Source organism: Natrinema sp. LJW11, from assembly GCF_056135975.1.
This window is the reverse complement of sequence record NZ_JBWBDM010000004.1, coordinates 112,508-129,341: the sequence shown is the minus strand read 5'-3', so window position 1 is coordinate 129,341 and position 16,834 is coordinate 112,508. Positions and strand designations below refer to the sequence as shown.

The window sequence follows — 16,834 nt, the reverse complement described above, 5'->3', positions numbered from 1 at the left end:
TTACTCGAGTTCCCACTCGCGCTCGTCCTCGTCGTCCGCCGCTCCGTCGTCGAGACCGAGATCGGCGACGCCGAGATCGTCCAGACCGATATCGTCCCGTCGCCGGGGCGGCGACTGACCGCCCATTCCGCGACCGCCGGCGCCGCCACCACCGCGACCGGCTCCCGGACGGCCGCCCGCTCCGCCCCGCCCCTGTCCGAGCATCTCCTCGCGGTCGTCCATCATCTCCTGTTCGGCGTCTTCGCGCATCCGGTTTGCCTCCTCGGCGATCTCCTCGGCCTCGTCGAACTCGCCGAGCTCTTCGAGGATCTCGGCTTTCGTCTCGAGCACCTTGGCGTTGCGCAGGCCGAGCCGAATCGCGTTGTCGACGCAGTTGAGCGCCTCCTCGGAGAGCCCGCGCTCCGAGAGGAAAAACGCGCGGTTGAACCAGCCCGCGGCGAAGCGCTCGTCGATCTCGATGGCGCGTTCGGCGTGCTCTAACGCTTCGCTCGTCCGGCCGAACTCCCAGAGCGCGTAGGCGAGGTTCGTCTCGGCGGTCGCGGCGTGCTCGCTCGAGTCGTCGATCCGCAGGGCCTCGCGGTGGGCCCCGATCGCCTCGTCCCACTCCTCGAGTTCGCCGTGGGCGACGCCCTTGTTCACCCACGCTTCCTGTGCGACCCCGTCGTCCTCGGCGAAGTGAGCGGTTCGATCGAAGGCCTCGGTGGCCTGCTCGTAGCGGTTGATCTGCATGTAGTTCAGGCCGACGTCGAGCAGTTCGTTCGCGTCGACGTCGTCCTGATCGATGTTGTGCTGGTCTAACGTGTCGGTGACGACGCGGGAGTCGACGGGGTCGACCTTCGACGGGTCGACGCCGAGTTCCGGCGGGTCCAGGTCGAACTCCTCGTACGGATCGCCGAACCCCTCTCCCTCGGAGAAGCGATGATCGCGGTCGTCGTCTCGGTCAGTCATTACTGTAAATTGGCGGCGACGACTGTTAAGACCTGCGACCCGGGTAGCGGCGGTGGCAGTAGAGCGGCGGTCGAGCCGCGTTTCTCAGCCCCGCTCGCCGAGGCGACTGGTGAGCCCTCGGAGGGACTGCGTCACTTCCGCCGGGTGGGGCAATCCGAGACGGTATCGGACCCGGTCGTGCCGCTTGAACGGCTCGAACACCGTCGGTTCTTCGAGGTCCCAGATATCCGCGCGGCCTCGGGCCCCGCGTCGGTCGAAGATCGCGTTCGCCGCGCGGCGGCCGGCCTCGTTGGCCGACTCCATCGAGGCCAGATCGGAGTTCGTTCGCACGTAATCACTCGCCAGCGTGAGATTCTCGACGGCCACGTCCGCCGGTGGCCGGTTCCGGAGCGATCCCACGGTGTTGATCAACAGCGGCGAGCGGTTTTCCACGCCGCCAGCGTCGACGGCTTCGCCGTCTGTTCGTTGCGTCGGAGACGCAACGCTCTCGACGAGCGACGGATCGAGGAACCAGTCGACGAGCGTCTCGTCGGTCAACCGCTCGTCGGCCCCGTTCAGGTGCGTTTTCAGCTGCGCCCAGATCTCTTCGGCGATCTCCTCGCGCGTACAGTCCCTGGCCGGCTTCTCGTGAACGATCCCCGGCGTGTCCCAGTCCGAGGCGATCACCGAGAGCACGCCCTCGACCTCGTCCGGTCCGCGCCCCTCGAGGTCGTAGTCCGTCCAGAACTGGCGCTGGGAGATCGAGGTCAGCGCCCACGGTGCGTCGGCGTAGACCTGGTGGCCGCGGCTGAGGTCGACGTCCTCGGCGAGGTAGAACTGGATCCCGTTCATCCAGGCCGTGTCGAGCCATCCGATCCGTCCCAGTTCCGGTGCCGCTCGGCGCAGCTCCGGCGTGAGAACTCGAGGCGCGACTTCGACCGGCACGGCCAGCACGAACTCGTCGGCGGTGACCGTCTCTTCTCCCCCTACCTCGACGCCGGTAACGCGTCGCCCATCGAACTCGAGACTCCGGACAGGGGTGGTCGGTCGGAACTCGACGCCCAGCGTCTCGAGGTGGCGGACCCACGGATCGATCCACGCCTGGTTCGTCGGAGCGTTTAGCACCCGCTCGGTCGGCCGGGTCGGATCGAGCTGGCCGAACAGCAACTGCAGGTAGATCGTCCCGACCGTCCGGGCGCTCCCGACCTGCGGCCGGAGCGCGACGAGCGCCTGCGTGGTGTACGCGACCCGGTCGCGAAACGCCTGCGAGCGGTTCTCCGCGTCGATGAACTCCCACCAGGAGACGTCGTCGAGTTCGCCATCGCGCCGGGACTCGCAGGCGGTCAACAGGTACAGCAACCGCTCGAGCAGGAAGCGAACGTCCTCGCGGGGCAGGTCCTCGGCGAACGCCGGGCGAAGGGCTTCGAGCCAACTGCGGATCGTGTCGGGGGTGCGGGTCTCGGCGATCCGGCCCGGTCCGTCGGCACTCGCGATCAGCGTCGCTTCGGTCTCGACGAGGTTGTCCGCGACGGTGCCGTCGCCGTCGGGGATCCGTTTCATCGTATCGATGACGTGCCGGTAGAACGCCGGGAAAAAGCGAAAGCCGTGCTCGCCGTGGAGCGCCGCCGGCCCGTCAGCGATCGGCATCGATCGTGCTTTCCCGCCGAATCGGTCGTTCGCCTCGAAGACGGTCACGTCGTACCCGCGCTCGGCGAGTTCGTGTGCCGCGGTGAGGCCGCCGATTCCGCCGCCGAGTACGGCAACGTCGGTCATTATGCCGTCTGCGGGATCGACCGATATAACCGCCGTCCCTAACCACGAACCGCGGCGGGTCCGCTCGCGGCCCTCAGCAGCTCTCGATGCTAGTCTCGAGGTGCTCGAGGACGGCGTCGGCCGTCACGACGTCGCCGTATTTCGCGTCGATGTCGAAGAGGTTCGCACGGTGGGGTCCCTCCGCTCTGTCGCCGACGGCGTCGGCGGGGACGATCGTTCGATAGCCGTGCTGGAGGCTGTCGACCGCAGTCGCGCGGACGCAGCCGCTGGTGGTCACGCCCGCGATGACGAGTGTGTCGACGCGGTTGGTGGTCAGTTCCGATTGCAAGTCGGTGCCGAAGAAGGCGCTGGCGTACTTTTTGAGGACGACGCGCTCGTCGTCGAGCGGTGCGATTCGGTCGTCCACCTCGACGCGTTCGGTGCCGAGTCGGAGTTCCCTGAGCGCGGGTACCTTCTCGATGAACACTCCCGCATCGCCGTAGGACTCCTCGAACGCGACGGTGGTGAAGTACCGCGGCAGGTCGTACTCGCGGAACGCCTCGAGGAGGCGTTCGGTCTGCTCGAGGACGTCGTCGACGTCCGACCCGAGATTCGAGTCCGGGTCGGTGAACGCGTTGATCAGGTCGATGACGACCAGTGCCGGCCGCTCTCCCATACCGACGGTCTCGCCGAATTCTCGTTCGTCGTAGCGGTCTTCGGTGGCTTCGATCCAGTCCATGAATTGTGTCTGTCAGATGCGTTCTGAGTCTGTCGGATGCGTTCCCGTCCGATGGTTCCCGGGCTGTCTGATGGTTCCGAGAGCAGTCGGTGGCCAGTTCAGTTGTGACGGTCGTCGAACTCGCGGCGTTCGGCGGCGATCCGATCGGCGAGTTCGGCCTCCTCCGGGAGGGGGCCGTAGTCGAACTCCTCGAGATCGTCCCGTTCGTCGCGTCCGGTTTCGCGGGCCTCCTCGGTCGCGGCCCGATCCACCGTTCCGTCGTCGCCGACGATGACGCCGTATTCCTCGCGCGCGGCATCGGTGGAGACGAGTCCCTGCCGGACTTCCTCGGCGACCAGTTCGGGATCCCGCTCGAGCGGATCGCCCAGTCCGCCGCCGCCGGCGGTCCGGAAGACCAACTTGTCGCCAGCTGACACGGCGACGTTCTCGACCTTGGAGGGAAGTTCCTCCTCGGTCCCGTCCGTTCGGACGAGGTTTTTCTCGCTGGTCTGTGCGTGGTTCCCGCCGTCGACGCCCCACGGATAGGTGTGTGCGCGGTCGTCCTGGAACGTGATCGCGCCGTCCTCCTCGAAGGTGTATACCTTCGTGATGCCGTGGCCGCCGCGGAACTCTCCCGCACCGCCGGTGTCGGCGCGCGTGCTGTACTCGTCGATGGTGAGCGGGTAGTAGGCCTCCTGATACTCGGCGGGAACGGTTCGGAACAGCGGCCACCAGGAGTGGCCGTCGAGGCCGTCGCCGCCCGGCCGCGCGGGGATGCCGCCGTAGAGGATCTCCAGCATCTGGAAGTCGTTGCCCTCCGAATCCGTCCCGGCGTACACCAGGTTCGGGGAGGTCCCGTAGCTGCCGGCGACGCTGAAGTCGTCGATGAGCTTCGAGAACGTCGCCTGCAGGACGTCGAACTGGCGGGCCATCAGTGGCAGGCGGTTGCCCAGTGCGGCCGGGAACTCCGGTTGGACGACGGTCCCCTCGGGCAGGTTGACCTCGAAGAGATCGTAGTAGCCGTCGTTGAACGTCAGCAGCGGATCGAACGCCATGATGAGGAAGACGCCGGTGAACATCTTGAACATCTTCTCGTTCAGCAGGAAGTTCACCGTCCCCGGAACCTGCGCGTCGGTCCCCTCCCAGTCGAGGTGGACCGTATCGCCCTCGCGGTAGATCTCGAGGTGGAGCTTGATCGGGCCGTTGCCCATGCCGTCGTCGTCGACGTAATCCTCGAAGGTGTAGCGTTCGCCCTCGGGCACGAATTCCCGGATGAGATCGATCATTCCGTCGCGGGTCCGATCGAGGATGGCGTCGCACCCGTCCAGGTAGGTCTCCTTCCCGAAGCGGTCACAGAGTTCCTGCACCCGGGCTTCGGCGGCGGCCGTCCCGGCCGCGAGCGCTTTGATGTCCGCCTCCGCGTGTTCGGGAAGGCGCGTATTGTGCGCGAACGTCTCGAGGAGTTCGCCGTCGAACTCGCCTTCCTTGTAGAGTTTGACCGGCGGGAGACGCATGCCCTCTTCGAAGATAGTGGTGGCCTGGACGGGCATGCTGCCGGGCGTTTTCCCACCGACGTCCATCAGGTTACCCCACTGGCTGCCGAAGCCGACGAGATCGCCCTCGTAGAAGATCGGTCGGAGCAACAGCATGTCCGGCGTATGCGAGACCGCACCGGCGCACATGTAAGGATCGTTGGTGGCGATGACGTCGCCGTCGTTCAGTTCGCCCCAGCCGAACGGCGCGTTCTCGATTATCGTGTCGATCGCGCTGCCGAACTGCCCCATCACCATCCGGCCGTTCCGGTCGGCGATGAGCGGAAACTGATCCGACTGCTCCCGAATGACCGGGCTGATGGCCGTCGTCTCGAGGACGCGATCCATCTCGTAGCGCGTGTTCGAGAGCGTGTTCTCGATAATATCGAGGGTCGTCGTGTCGATATCGTGGTCCCCCACGAAGTCGGGCGTGGCGTTTGCGTGCTGGCTCATGTGGAATCACTCCGCGTTATCTCGAGGTTCGCGTACCGATCGACCGTCGCCGCGTGATCGGGCTGGACGACGACGGTCGAGTCGTCGTCGGTGACGATCGCCGGCCCGCCGATCACGTTCCCGGGCCGCATCCGTTCGCGGTCGTAGATCGGCGTGTCGTGGGAGGCATCGTCGAAGAAGACGTCCTGCGTCCCGACTCGAGCCTCGCTGGCGTCCTCGTCGCCGAGCTCGCTCGCTTCGAGCGTTACCCCCTGCATCGTTCCCTTGCCGATGACGCGGAGGTTCGCGATCTCGAGTGGCGCGTCTAATGAGAAGCCAAAGCGCTGCTCGTGTCGCGCCTCGAAGTCGTCTTTGATCGCCGCGATGCCGTCCTCCGTCCGGAGGGTCGACAGGTCGATCGGGATGGACATCTGCACGTCCTGCCGGTAGTACCGGCAGTCGGCGTAGTACTCGAAGGCGTGGTTCTCCTCGGCGACGCCCTCGGACGCGAGCCAGTCGGTCGCCTCGTCGTTCAGTTCCTGGTACGCGTCGTACACTGCCTCCCCCTCGACGTCCCGATCCGTCTTCAGGTAGGTTTCGGAGAACTCGTTCTGAACGTCGCTCGTCAGGAAACCGAAGGCGCTCATGACGCCCGGCCCCGGCGGGACGATCAGCGGGTACGCGTCCATCACGTCCGCCAGCGCGTTGGCGTGCATCGGACCGGCACCGCCGAAGGCGACGATCCCGAAGTCGCGCGGGTCGTAGCCGCGCTCGACGGAGACGACGCGGAGCGCGCTGTACATGTTCTCGTTGACGATGTCGAGGATCGCCTGGGCGGCTTCCGCCACGGTACTGCCGCGTTCGTCTGCGACCGTCCGGATCGCGTCGCGGGCCGCATCGCGGTCGAGGTCCATTCGACCGCCGAGCTGGACGTTCGAGGGAATGCGACCGAGGACGACGTTCGCGTCGGTCACGGTGGGCTCGTCGCCCCCCTGCCCGTAACAGGCCGGCCCCGGATCCGCCCCGGCGCTCTCGGGGCCGACCTGGAGCGAACCGGACAGCTGCACTCGAGCGATGGAGCCGCCGCCCGCACCGACCGTGTTCACGTCCACGGCTCGGGATTTGAACTCTCTGTAGCCGACCTTCGTCTGGCGAGTCGTCCCCGGCTTGCCGTCCTCCACCAGCGAGACGTCCGTCGAGGTGCCGCCCATGTCCAGCGTGAGCACGTCGGGAACCCCCTTCTTCTCGGCGATGGTCGCCGCACCGACGACGCCGCCCGACGGCCCCGACAGGGCGAGCTCGACCGGCCGGTGTTTCGCGGCGCCGGAACTCATCAGCCCCCCGTCGGAGCGGACGACGTTCATCTTCGCCGTCGAGCCGGCGTCCTCGAGCGAGGCGTCGAGGTCGTCGAGATAGTCGATGACCTGCGGTCGCGCGTAGTCGTTGATGACCGTCGTCAGCGTCCGTTCGTACTCGCCGTACTCCGGGACGATTTCGGCGGAGATCGAGACCGGAAGCGCCGGACACTCGTCCCGAATGATGTCCCGAACCCGCCGTTCGTGCGTCGGATTCAGGTACGAGTTCAGGAGGGCGACGGTCAGCGACTCGACGCCCGAATCGGCGAGCTCCCGCACGGCGGCACGTACCTCGTCCTCGTCGATCGGCTCCCGCTCGCTCCCTTCGGGCGAGTCGATTCGCCCGCCGACGCTCCGCGTGTCGACGAGATCGGCCAGCGGAGCCGGTTTCTCCATGTCCATCCACCCGTAGAGCGGCCCCGGCGTCCACGCTCGAGCCAGGTGGAGGACGTCCTCGTGGCCCTCGCTGGTGATCAGACCGACTCGCGAGCCGGTCTCCTCGAGCAGCATGTTCGTTACGACGGTCGTGCCGTGGAACAACAGGTTCAGGTCGCCGACGGTCGTGCCGGCTTTGTCGACGGCTTCTCCGATCCCGTTGATGACGCCCTCCGACGGGTTCGACGGCGTGGATAGCACCTTGTCGATCGTGAGTTCGTGGGTGTCCTCGTCGAAGACGATGACGTCGGTGAACGTCCCACCCACGTCCACTCCTAGATTGTGTGGCATTTGTTATCGTACGTGTATCACGACCACAGCACCTCGAGTAAACGTTCTCCCAACCAGTGGTGGCTGTTTATATACGTCCCTCGCTCTCGAGCGATATCGCGACGAGAACCGGTTGCGGTTCCGACTGATGGTCCCGGCCGAGGGTGTCGTTTGATTCGTCTGGGAGCGGTGATTTCGGGATTTTCGGGTTCCGTTGTTCCGACACGTTCCGCCCCGACTGGTCCGGCGGGGTATATAAACAGCCAACACTGGGTGGACCAACTGTCTTTCGTCGACGCGTCGTAGCACACGGAAATGACAGCACGAGAACGAACGGGTCCGCTCGACGGGCTCCGGGTCGTCGACATGTCCGGGATGATAAGCGGCGCGTTCGCGACGACGATGATGGGCGATTTCGGCGCGGACGTCGTGATGATCGAACATCCCCAGACCGGTGACCCCATCCGCGAGTGGCCCCAGAAGACCGAGAGCGGGGAATCGCTCGCCTGGAAATCGCTGGGTCGAAACAAGCGGTGTATCACGCTCGATCTCGGCTCCGAACGCGGTCGCGAGATCGCCCTCGTCCTGATCGAAGACGCCGACGTCGTCTTCGAGAACTTCCGTCCGGGGACGATGGAGCGCTGGGGACTCGGCCCCGACGACGTTCGCGACGTCAACGAGGAGGCGATCATGGTTCGGCTCTCCGGCTACGGACAAACGGGCCCGAAGTCCCAGAAACCCGGATTCGGGACGATCGCGGAGGGTATCTCCGGCTGGGCGCACGCGAACGGCTTCCCCGACCGCGAACCCCTCTTACCGCCGATCAGTCTCGCGGACCTGACGGCCGCGCAGTTCGCCCTGCAGGCGACCATGATGGCGATCTTCGAGCGCGACGTCGGCCGCGGCGGAAGCGGCGAGGGACAGGTCATCGACGTGTCGCTGACGGAACCCCTCTGGCGGCTGTTCTTCGGCGAGGTCGAGGCCTACGACCGGATGGAACACGTCCGCGAACGGACCGGCAACCAGCACCCGAGTACGGCCCCCCGGAACATCTACGAGACCGCCGACGGGCACATCACCATGTCAGCTTCGAATCAGAAGATCTTCGAGCGCGTCGCCGAGGCCATCGACAAGCCCGAACTCGTCGACGATCCCCGATTCGAAGACAACTCGGCCCGCGTCGAGAACAACGAACCGCTCAACGCGGCGATCGAGGCGTGGACGAAACAGCGGACGACCGCCGAGGCGACTGAGACGCTCGAGGCCCACGACGCCATCGTCGGCCCCGTTTACGACATGGCGGATATCTTCGCGGACGAGCAGTTTCGGGCCCGCGATAGCTTCGTCGAGGTCGACGACCCGGACGTCGGGTCGATCAAGACGTTCGCCCCCGTCCCGAAGTTCTCCAGAACGCCGGGCGAGGTGGAGTTCCTCGGCCCGCAACACGGCGAGCACAACGAGGACGTTTACCGGGACGAACTCGGGATGACGGCCGAGGAGTACACGGAACTGGAAGCGGAGGGAATCATCTAGATGCAACTGAACGACGTGACGCTCCGGGAAGGCGACCAGATGCCCGGACGGGAGTACACCGCCGAGCAAAAGATCGAGTGCGTCCGCGCGCTCGACGACCTCGGCGTTCCGTTCGTTCAACCGGCGTTTCCGGCTACGGGCGAGAAGGACAGGACCGTCGTCGCGGAACTCAGCGGCACGACCGACGCGGAGATCATCGCGCTGGCGCGGGCGCTCGAGGGCGACATCGACGCGGCGGTCGACGCCGGTGCCGACGTCGTCGAAACGTTCGTCTCGGTTTCGGACAGACACCTCGAGCACCTCCTCGGGATGTCCCGGGAGGAGATGCTATCGATGCTGGCCGAGGCGGTCGACTATATTTCCGATCGCGGCGTCACGCCGCACGTCACGCTCGCGGACGCCTTCCGAACGGATCGCGAAGCGCTGATCGAGGTCTTCGAAACGATCCCGAACGTCCCGTTCGTCACGCTCGCGGACTCCGTCGGCGCACGGACGCCCGCGACCGTCTCGTCGACCCTCGAACGGCTCTCGGACGACGTCGACTTCTCGCGCGTCGGCGTCCACTTCCACGACGATATGGGCTGTGGCACGGCGAACGCGCTGACGGCGTACCACGCCGGCGTCCAGAAGGCCGACGTGAGCGTCGCGTCGCTGGGCGAACGGGCGGGGAACAGTTCGCTCGAGGAAGTGGTCGTCGCCTGTGCCGTCGATCTCGGCGACGACCTCGGCATCGAGACGGACGAACTCGTTCCGGTCTGTCGAACCGTCCTCGAGACGCTCGGGGAGGAGTACGGCGATCGGAAGGCGATCCTCGGCGAGGCGATCTCGGAACACGAGTCGGGGATCCACACCGCGGCGATGCTCAGCGATCCCGCCACGCTCGAGCCGTTCGATCCCGCCGCGTTCGGCGGTGAGCGCCGGCTCGTGTTCGGCACGGCGACGGGGAACGACGGCGCGCGCAAACTCCTCGAACGCGCGGGTGTCGAGACCGACGACGAGACCCTTTCGTCGTTCAAATCGGCGTTGGCCGAGCGCGGCCCGTTCGATCTGGACGAGGCGCTTGCCCTCGCGACGCGGGAGTTCGGGGACTGAGAGACGATCGGTCCGCCGCTCGAGCCGTTACTCGGCCCTCCGCCGGTCGGTCGTATTTCGGCAAGGGTTATGTCGTGCGAACGGATACCATACGGACACCGACCGGCACCGATGTTTCAAGCCGAGATCCACCTCCAACAGGAGAAAGCGTGCGTGCTCAACGACTTCGCGGAGTACTTCGACACGTCGTTCGACGTCGACATCGAGGAGCTCCACGACCACCTCGTGACGTTTACGATTCGGATGGAAGAGCCCCGCGACGAGTACGTCGAGTTCTTCACGGACTCCGAGCAGGTCGAGCACGTCGAGCGACTCGACGAAGCGAACTACCTGATCACGAAGACGTCGTGCGGTGCGTACTCCGCCATCGACCGCAACCACGGCGTCCTCCGACGGCAGAGTCGCGTTCTCGCGAACCGCCGCGTCTACACGGTTCTGTTCTTCCGCCGGGAGGACCTGCGGGCCATGATCGACGATTTCAATCGGATCGGCACCGTCACGCTGGGCAAGCTCACGGAGTTCAACAAGTCGAAATCGATGCTCACCGACCGGCAACTCGAGGTCGTCACCTGCGCCCTCGAGGAGGGATACTTCGAGTGGCCACGGCGAATCAGCAGCGAGGAACTCGCCGACGAACTGGACATCAGCCGGACGACGGCGCTCGAACACCTCCGCAAAGCGCAGTCGAAGCTCCTCACCAGCGCCATCGAGGAGAACAACCACCTGAATCTACCCGAGCGCGCCGAACCGTAGGGTTCGATACCGTTCGGTCGACAGCGGTACTCTCAGTTCGGTCCGTTCCACACGCCGAACGTGATGAGTCCGTTGCCGGGCACGTGCCACCCCGTCGTCGACCGAAGCCACACGTTCAATATTCGGTCGGTCGAAGCACTGCGTATGCGACTGTTCGTCAGCGTCGACCTGCCCGACGACCTCGCCGAACCGGTCGCCGATCTACAGGACGAGTTCGCGGACGCGAGCGGGCTCGATTTCACGGACCCCGAGCGGGCCCACATCACGATGAAGTTTCTCGGCGAGGTTGAGGAGGATCGGCTGCCCGCCCTCGAGCGAGCGCTCTCCGCGGCCGTCGCGGACGCCGGTGTCGACCCCTTCACCGTCCGCTACGGCGGGCTGGGGGTCTTTCCGAGCCTCGAGTACATCAGCGTCGTCTGGCTGGGCGTCGAACGGGGCGGTGAGCGGCTCGCGCAACTGCACGAGGCCATCGAGAACCGGACGACAGCGATAGGATTCGACGCCGAGGACCACGACTTCACGCCCCACGTCACGCTCGCGCGGATGGAACACGCCGGCGGCAAGGAACTGGTGCAAGACCTCGTCCGGGAGCGCGAACCGACGGTCGGCGAGGCTCGAGTCGACGAGATTCGACTGACAGAGAGCACACTCACGGACGAGGGACCGGTCTACTCGACGGTCGAGTCGTTCCCGCTCGAGTGAGCATCGCTCGCTCGGAACCACTGGTAACGTCGAGGGACGGCCCGATACCTCCTCCACCTCTCGTTGCGGACCCCTCGCGGCGGGTTCGGTTGCGATCGTGTGGCGATTCGCGGTGATCGGTCGTCTCGCGAGCCGTTGTCCGGGTATCCCTGCAAGATGGACAAGATTTTAAGCCACCGCGGGCTACGTCCGGCTACTATGGGTAAGAAAACGAAGGGCAAGAAGAAGCGTCTTGCCAAACTCGAGAACCAGAACAGCCGCGTGCCGGCCTGGGTTATGATGAAGACGGACATGGACGTCCAGCGCAACCCGAAGCGACGCAACTGGCGGCGTAACGACACCGACGAATAACGATGAGCGCAACTGATTTCGAGGAACGCGTCGTTACCGTTCCGCTGCGCGACGTCAAGAAGGGTCCCAACCACGAGGCCGCCGACTACGCGATGCGACTCGTCCGCGAACACCTCGCGAAACACTTCGCGGTCGACGAGGACGCCATCCGACTGGATCCCTCGATCAACGAGACGGTCTGGGAGAACGGTCGCTCCAACCCGCCGCGAAAGCTGCGCGTCCGCGCAGCCCGCTTCGACGAAGAGGGTGACGCCGTCGTCGAAGCCGAGGTCGCCGACTAAACTTGCAACGCCTCGCCTTCGCCGGGTCGGCGTACGTCGGCGTCTTCGCCCGTGCGACCGACTCGTGCGTGCTCGTTCGCCCCGACGTCGACGACGATGTCGTCGCCGACCTGACCGACGAACTCGAGGTGCCCGCCGTCCGGACGACCGTCGGCGGCTCCTCGACGGTCGGTGCGTTAGCGACCGGTAACGAAAACGGCCTCCTCGTCAGTTCGCGCGTCCTCGAGTACGAACGCGAGACGCTCGAGGAGGAGATCGACCTGCCCGTCGCCGAACTCCCGGGCAGTATCAACGCCGCCGGCAACGTCGTTCTCGCGAACGACTACGGGGCCTACGTCCATCCGGACCTGCCCCGCGAGGCGGTCCAGATCGTCGCGGACACCCTCGAGGTGCCCGTCGAACGCGGCGACCTCGCGGGCGTTCGCACCGTCGGGACGGCCGCGGTGGCGAACGACACCGGCGTGCTCTGTCACCCGAAGGCGACCGACGACGAACTCGATCGCCTCGAGGACGCCCTGGACGTCCGGGCCGACGTCGGGACGATCAACTACGGCGCGCCGCTGGTCGGCTCCGGCCTGATCGCCAACGAGGCCGGGTACGTCATCGGCGAGGACACGACCGGCCCCGAACTGGGTCGGATCGAGGACGCGCTGGGCTACCTGGACTGATCGGCGGCCATCCGATCGCTTCGACCTCTCTTTCCGTTCGGTTCGTGACGGTTCTCGAGCGACCTAGTCGGCGCGTCGACCGTCGATTCGACGTTACTGCTGTGGCCTGATCACGAGTTTTCCGACTCGCTTCCGAGCGTCCATGTCCCGGAACGCCCGCGTCGTTTCCTCGAGCGGATACTCAGCCGCGACGACCGGCTTCAGTCGGCCGTCGGCGACGAACGAGACCAGTCGCTCGAGGTCGGGTTGCGTGCCGAGCGTACTCCCCAGAATGCGCTTGTGTCCGAAGTAGAGGTCTCGAGCGTCGAACTCGGTGTATCGGCCCGCAGTGCGCCCGCAGACGACCATCGCGCCGTCGGTCCGGAGGACGTCGACGCCGATTCGGGTGTAGGGTCCGCTCAGGTGGTTGATCGTGACGTCGACGTCGCCGATGGCCGCGACGGCCGCTCGGATCTCGTCCGGATCGCCGGAGTGGATCGCGTGATCGACTCCCGCTCGCTCGACGCGAGCGAGCTTCTCCGCGGACGTGGAGGTACCGATCGTCTCCGCACCGAGCAGCCCCGCGAGTTGCACCGCGGCGAGTCCGACGCCGCCGGTCGCGCCGGGAACGAACACGCGGTCGCCCGCACGAACCGTGCCGCGCTCGAGCATCCGGTAGGCGGTCGTGTATGCGATGGGCAGCGCCGCCGCGTCGACGACGTCGACGGCGTTCGGGAGGACGATGAGCCGACTGGCGTCGACCAGCGCCCGTTCGGCGAACGCCCCGTCGTAGCTGCTGTATTGCTCGCACATGTTCTCGGGACCCTCGCGGCAGTACCGACACTCGCCACAGCTCTCGAGCGGGCAGAGAACGACGCGATCGCCTGTCTCGACGGCCGAGACGTCGGATCCCGTCTCGAGGACGCTTCCGGCGAGGTCGCCGCCCGGGACGAACGGAAACTCCTCGTCGTCGAGTCTGTCGCCGTCTTCGATCTTCCAGAGGTCTCGGTGGTTGAGCGCCGCCGCTTCGACGCGCACGACCGCCTCGCCGCGGCCGGGCGTCGGGTCGGGACGGTCTCGAACCTCGAGTTCCGTCGAGCTATCGTCGCTGGTGAAGGCTGCGACTCGCATACATCGTCCCATCGATCGGCGGCGGTATAGGTCTACGTCCACCGGCCGATCGGGCCGACTACCGCCGTTCGAACCGGTGTAACACGACCTCGCTGTCGTCGTCCCACTCGAAGTTCTCGTGGGCGCGCTCGAGGAGGCGTTCGTACGCCTCGAGGTCTTCCATTCCTTCTGCCCGGGCGTCCTCGTCGGTCAACTCGCCGAGGGTGCGTTCCCGGACCGCGGTCACGTCGAAGGTCGTCCCGTCGATCGTGAACGTATCCCCTTCCTCGGCGTACCGGTGACCGCGGTGGATCTGGGTGACCTCGCCCTCGAGGGCCTGACGTTGCATTCGGTCACTGGGCAACAGGTCGCCGGGGTCGCGTTCGCTCATGCGTGCTGGTTCGGTGCGACCCGGTAAAAATTGGTGACCCGTCGCTCGTCGGGAGATCGGCGGCACACGATGGGTCTCTCGGCCCGTCCTGTCGGTTGCGAGGGGTCGAACGGGAAGGGAAGATTCTTCCGACTCCCTGCCGGATGGTGATGTATGAGTCAATTTACGGTCAGTGGTCGGTTCAAGAGCCGCGACGGCTTCGCGGAGTTCGAGACGACCATCGACGCCCAGAACGAGAACGTCGCCCGCGAACACACGCTCTCCCAGTTCGGGAGCCAACACGGACTCAAGCGGAGCGAAATCGAACTGGACGAGGTGTCCGAACAATGAGTCAGCAGCAACTCCAGCAGCTGTCCCAGGAACTCCAGGAGATCGACGAACAGATCGAGGGCCTGCAGGCGAACATCGAGGCCGTCCAGCAGGAGAAGACCGAGGTCGACGAGGCCATCGAAGCCATCGAGACGCTCGAGACCGACTCGACCGTACAGATGCCCCTCGGCGGCGGCGCGTACCTCCGAACGACGATCGAGAACATCGACGAAGTGATCGTCGAACTCGGCGCCGACTACGCCGCGGAGTTCGAGGAGGACGACGCCGTCGACGCCCTCGAGAACAAGAAAGACCACCTCGACGACCAGATCGAGGAGCTCAACGAGCAACTCGCCGAGCTCGAGACCGAGAGCGACGAACTCGAGCAGCAGGCCCAGCAGCTCCAGCAGCAGGCGATGCAACAGCAGATGCAGGGGATGGGCCAGGGTCAGGGCCAGCCCGACGAGTAACGCGCCGTAGGGACTTTCATCACCCATGTTCGACAACCTGAAGGACAAGCTCGGGAGCTTCCGCGAAGACGCCGAAGAAGCCGCCGAGGAGAACGTCGAGGCGGTCGACGAGGAAGACGTCGACGAAGAGAACGTCGAGGCGGCCGACGCCGACGCGGCGTCGGCGGAATCGACGGACCAGGCGGCAGCGGAAGCTACCGAAACCACCCCGGAGACGACCGAGCCGTCGACGACTGCGACGACCGAGCCCGAGTCGGCGGCCGTCGAACCGGACGCCGAAGCGCAATCGGAGCCGGACGCGACGACCGAATCCGCCACTGCGGACGCGGCCGAGTCCGCCGGGCAGGAGCCGGCGACCGATTCCGACCCCGATTTCCTCGAGTCCGACGACTCCGATTCGGCCGCCGACGAGTCGGCTCCCGATGCGGAGCCGGCCGAGACGGTGACTGCCGTCGAGGAACCGGCCGTCGACGAGGGCGGAGCCGCCAACGAGGCTGAGGAAGCCAACGAGGCCGAGGAAGCCGACGAGGACGGGGATACCGACGACGACGGCGGACGGACCGGCCTCAGTGCCAGAGCGAGGTCCCTCTTTGCGGGGTCGTCTGACGACGCCGAACCGGAACCGGAATCGGACGAGGCGGCTCCCGAGGCGGAGCAGGCCGCTGGGGCGACGCCGGACGAGGAGCCGACCGAGACGGCGTCGCCCGCCGGGGAGTCGGTCGTCGAGGCGGACTCGGTCGACGGGGCGGCCGGTGACGAGGTATCGGCCGTCGACGAGGACGAACCGGCCGTCGACGACGAGACTGAGGATACCGAAACCGATGATGGCGACAACTCGACCGGGTTCGGCACGAAGGCAAAATCCCTCGTCAAGGGAAAGTTCGTCATCGAGGAAGAGGACCTCGAGGGACCGCTCCACGAACTCGAGATGGCGCTGCTCTCGAGCGACGTCGAGATGGGCGTCGCCGAGGAGATCCTCGATAACATCCGCGACGAACTGGTCGGCGAGACGCGGACCTTCACGACCTCGACGGGCGCGGTCGTCGAGGAGGCCCTGCGCAACGCGATCTACGACGTGATCAGCGTCGGCCAGTTCGACTTCGACGAGCGGATCGCCGTTGCGGACAAGCCGATCACCATAATCTTCACCGGCGTCAACGGCGTCGGAAAGACGACATCGATCGCCAAACTGAGTCGCTACTTCGAGGAGCGGGGCTACTCGTCGGTGATGGCGAACGGCGACACCTATCGTGCGGGAGCGAACGAGCAGATTCAGGAACACGCCGACGCCCTGGGCACGAAGTGCATCAGCCACGAACAGGGCGGCGATCCCGCCGCGGTGCTGTACGACGCCGTCGAGTACGCCGAGGCCAACGACGTCGACGTCGTGCTGGGTGACACCGCGGGCCGACTCCACACCGACGAGGGCCTGATGGACCAACTCGAGAAGATCGGTCGCGTCGTCGATCCCGATATGACGCTGTTCGTCGACGAGGCCGTCGCCGGGCAGGACGCGGTCAACCGGGCCCGCGAGTTCAACGACGCGGCAGAGATCGACGGCGCGATTCTGACGAAAGCCGACGCCGACTCCAACGGCGGCGCGGCCATCTCGGTCGCGAACGTCACCGGGAAACCGATCCTGTTCCTCGGGGTCGGACAGGGGTACGACGATCTGGAACGGTTCGATCCCGACGAGATGGTCGATCGGTTACTGGCCGACGAATAGGCCGCCGGCCTGCGATCATCGACTCTCCAGTTCGGTACTATTTCAGAA

General features: G+C 66.0%; 17 protein-coding genes. 10 read left to right on the top strand and 7 right to left on the bottom strand.

The genetic code is table 11. From position 1 onward, the window contains the following. The 5 genes from AC0QDI_RS12475 to AC0QDI_RS12455 all read right to left on the bottom strand — a co-directional run bounded on the left by AC0QDI_RS12475 (position 1) and on the right by AC0QDI_RS12455 (position 7,442). Positions 1-948: a tetratricopeptide repeat protein gene (locus AC0QDI_RS12475; protein ID WP_474668589.1), complete on the bottom strand. Its 948-nt coding sequence runs from the start codon at positions 946-948 to the stop codon at positions 1-3. A gap of 84 nt (positions 949-1,032) precedes the next feature. Further along, positions 1,033-2,700 carry a hydroxysqualene dehydroxylase gene (locus tag AC0QDI_RS12470; RefSeq protein ID WP_474668587.1) on the bottom strand — a complete coding sequence of 556 codons (1,668 nt, stop codon included), beginning with the start codon at positions 2,698-2,700 and terminating at the stop codon, positions 1,033-1,035. Positions 2,701-2,773: 73 nt separating this feature from the next. After that, positions 2,774-3,418, bottom strand: coding sequence for an isochorismatase family protein (locus tag AC0QDI_RS12465; RefSeq protein ID WP_474668585.1), 645 nt, complete (start codon positions 3,416-3,418; stop codon positions 2,774-2,776). A gap of 98 nt (positions 3,419-3,516) precedes the next feature. After that, entirely contained in the window at positions 3,517-5,382 is a 1,866-nt protein-coding gene (locus tag AC0QDI_RS12460) for a hydantoinase B/oxoprolinase family protein (RefSeq protein ID WP_474668583.1), read from the bottom strand. After that, the gene (locus AC0QDI_RS12455; RefSeq protein WP_474668581.1) at positions 5,379-7,442 is read right to left on the bottom strand and encodes a hydantoinase/oxoprolinase family protein; all 2,064 of its coding nucleotides are present in this window, start codon (positions 7,440-7,442) and stop codon (positions 5,379-5,381) included. Before AC0QDI_RS12455 ends, AC0QDI_RS12460 begins: the two co-directional genes overlap by 4 nt. Before the next feature lie 294 nt (positions 7,443-7,736). On the opposite strand from AC0QDI_RS12455, the gene AC0QDI_RS12450 reads away from it, so the two are divergent. The 7 genes from AC0QDI_RS12450 (at position 7,737) to AC0QDI_RS12420 (ending at position 12,801) form a co-directional block, all read left to right on the top strand. Then, entirely contained in the window at positions 7,737-8,954 is a 1,218-nt protein-coding gene (locus tag AC0QDI_RS12450) for a CaiB/BaiF CoA transferase family protein (protein ID WP_474668579.1), read from the top strand. Then, positions 8,955-10,046, top strand: coding sequence for a LeuA family protein (locus AC0QDI_RS12445; protein WP_474668577.1), 1,092 nt, complete (start codon positions 8,955-8,957; stop codon positions 10,044-10,046). It abuts the gene before it with no gap. Between the two features lie 111 nt (positions 10,047-10,157). Further along, on the top strand, positions 10,158-10,799 hold the full coding sequence (locus AC0QDI_RS12440; RefSeq protein ID WP_474668575.1) for a helix-turn-helix domain-containing protein: 642 nt from the start codon (positions 10,158-10,160) through the stop codon (positions 10,797-10,799). A 144-nt stretch (positions 10,800-10,943) separates the two neighbouring features. Beyond that, complete coding sequence (gene thpR / locus AC0QDI_RS12435; protein ID WP_474668573.1) at positions 10,944-11,501, top strand: RNA 2',3'-cyclic phosphodiesterase; 558 nt, start codon at positions 10,944-10,946, stop codon at positions 11,499-11,501. 198 nt (positions 11,502-11,699) lie between these two features. Then, positions 11,700-11,852 (top strand): 50S ribosomal protein L39e, encoded by a 153-nt coding sequence (locus AC0QDI_RS12430; protein ID WP_207290529.1) that lies wholly within the window; start codon positions 11,700-11,702, stop codon positions 11,850-11,852. Positions 11,853-11,854: 2 nt separating this feature from the next. Further along, positions 11,855-12,133, top strand: coding sequence for a 50S ribosomal protein L31e (locus tag AC0QDI_RS12425; protein WP_474668571.1), 279 nt, complete (start codon positions 11,855-11,857; stop codon positions 12,131-12,133). A gap of 2 nt (positions 12,134-12,135) precedes the next feature. Next, positions 12,136-12,801, top strand: coding sequence for a translation initiation factor IF-6 (locus AC0QDI_RS12420; RefSeq protein ID WP_474668569.1), 666 nt, complete (start codon positions 12,136-12,138; stop codon positions 12,799-12,801). A 93-nt stretch (positions 12,802-12,894) separates the two neighbouring features. Here AC0QDI_RS12420 and AC0QDI_RS12415 read toward each other — a convergent pair whose 3' ends face one another. Beyond that, positions 12,895-13,911, bottom strand: a complete 1,017-nt coding sequence (locus tag AC0QDI_RS12415) for an alcohol dehydrogenase catalytic domain-containing protein (RefSeq protein ID WP_474668567.1) — start codon at positions 13,909-13,911, stop codon at positions 12,895-12,897. Positions 13,912-13,969: 58 nt separating this feature from the next. Continuing rightward, complete coding sequence (locus AC0QDI_RS12410; protein ID WP_474668565.1) at positions 13,970-14,281, bottom strand: ASCH domain-containing protein; 312 nt, start codon at positions 14,279-14,281, stop codon at positions 13,970-13,972. 153 nt (positions 14,282-14,434) lie between these two features. On the opposite strand from AC0QDI_RS12410, the gene rpl18a reads away from it, so the two are divergent. Genes rpl18a through ftsY form a run of 3 tightly spaced genes read left to right on the top strand, consistent with a single transcriptional unit; the run spans position 14,435 to position 16,786 of the window. Beyond that, a complete protein-coding gene (rpl18a, locus tag AC0QDI_RS12405) occupies positions 14,435-14,611 on the top strand; it encodes a 50S ribosomal protein L18Ae (protein ID WP_180839771.1) in 177 nt (58 codons plus the stop codon). Beyond that, the gene (gene pfdA / locus AC0QDI_RS12400; protein ID WP_474668563.1) at positions 14,608-15,060 is read left to right on the top strand and encodes a prefoldin subunit alpha; all 453 of its coding nucleotides are present in this window, start codon (positions 14,608-14,610) and stop codon (positions 15,058-15,060) included. Before rpl18a ends, pfdA begins: the two co-directional genes overlap by 4 nt. A gap of 25 nt (positions 15,061-15,085) precedes the next feature. Then, positions 15,086-16,786, top strand: coding sequence for a signal recognition particle-docking protein FtsY (gene ftsY, locus AC0QDI_RS12395; RefSeq protein ID WP_474668561.1), 1,701 nt, complete (start codon positions 15,086-15,088; stop codon positions 16,784-16,786). The last annotated feature ends 48 nt before the right edge of the window (positions 16,787-16,834 follow it).

Excerpts from the sequence above, each read along its gene's own strand:
- AC0QDI_RS12475 (WP_474668589.1), bottom strand. The coding sequence starts at position 948 with ATGACTGACCGAGACGACGACCGCGATCATCGCTTCTCCGAGGGAGAG.
- AC0QDI_RS12470 (WP_474668587.1), bottom strand. The coding sequence starts at position 2,700 with ATGACCGACGTTGCCGTACTCGGCGGCGGAATCGGCGGCCTCACCGCG.
- AC0QDI_RS12465 (WP_474668585.1), bottom strand. The coding sequence starts at position 3,418 with ATGGACTGGATCGAAGCCACCGAAGACCGCTACGACGAACGAGAATTC.
- AC0QDI_RS12460 (WP_474668583.1), bottom strand. The coding sequence starts at position 5,382 with ATGAGCCAGCACGCAAACGCCACGCCCGACTTCGTGGGGGACCACGAT.
- AC0QDI_RS12455 (WP_474668581.1), bottom strand. The coding sequence starts at position 7,442 with ATGCCACACAATCTAGGAGTGGACGTGGGTGGGACGTTCACCGACGTC.
- AC0QDI_RS12450 (WP_474668579.1), top strand. The coding sequence starts at position 7,737 with ATGACAGCACGAGAACGAACGGGTCCGCTCGACGGGCTCCGGGTCGTC.
- AC0QDI_RS12445 (WP_474668577.1), top strand. The coding sequence starts at position 8,955 with ATGCAACTGAACGACGTGACGCTCCGGGAAGGCGACCAGATGCCCGGA.
- AC0QDI_RS12440 (WP_474668575.1), top strand. The coding sequence starts at position 10,158 with ATGTTTCAAGCCGAGATCCACCTCCAACAGGAGAAAGCGTGCGTGCTC.
- thpR (WP_474668573.1), top strand. The coding sequence starts at position 10,944 with ATGCGACTGTTCGTCAGCGTCGACCTGCCCGACGACCTCGCCGAACCG.
- AC0QDI_RS12430 (WP_207290529.1), top strand. The coding sequence starts at position 11,700 with ATGGGTAAGAAAACGAAGGGCAAGAAGAAGCGTCTTGCCAAACTCGAG.
- AC0QDI_RS12425 (WP_474668571.1), top strand. The coding sequence starts at position 11,855 with ATGAGCGCAACTGATTTCGAGGAACGCGTCGTTACCGTTCCGCTGCGC.
- AC0QDI_RS12415 (WP_474668567.1), bottom strand. The coding sequence starts at position 13,911 with ATGCGAGTCGCAGCCTTCACCAGCGACGATAGCTCGACGGAACTCGAG.
- AC0QDI_RS12410 (WP_474668565.1), bottom strand. The coding sequence starts at position 14,281 with ATGAGCGAACGCGACCCCGGCGACCTGTTGCCCAGTGACCGAATGCAA.
- rpl18a (WP_180839771.1), top strand. The coding sequence starts at position 14,435 with ATGAGTCAATTTACGGTCAGTGGTCGGTTCAAGAGCCGCGACGGCTTC.
- pfdA (WP_474668563.1), top strand. The coding sequence starts at position 14,608 with ATGAGTCAGCAGCAACTCCAGCAGCTGTCCCAGGAACTCCAGGAGATC.
- ftsY (WP_474668561.1), top strand. The coding sequence starts at position 15,086 with ATGTTCGACAACCTGAAGGACAAGCTCGGGAGCTTCCGCGAAGACGCC.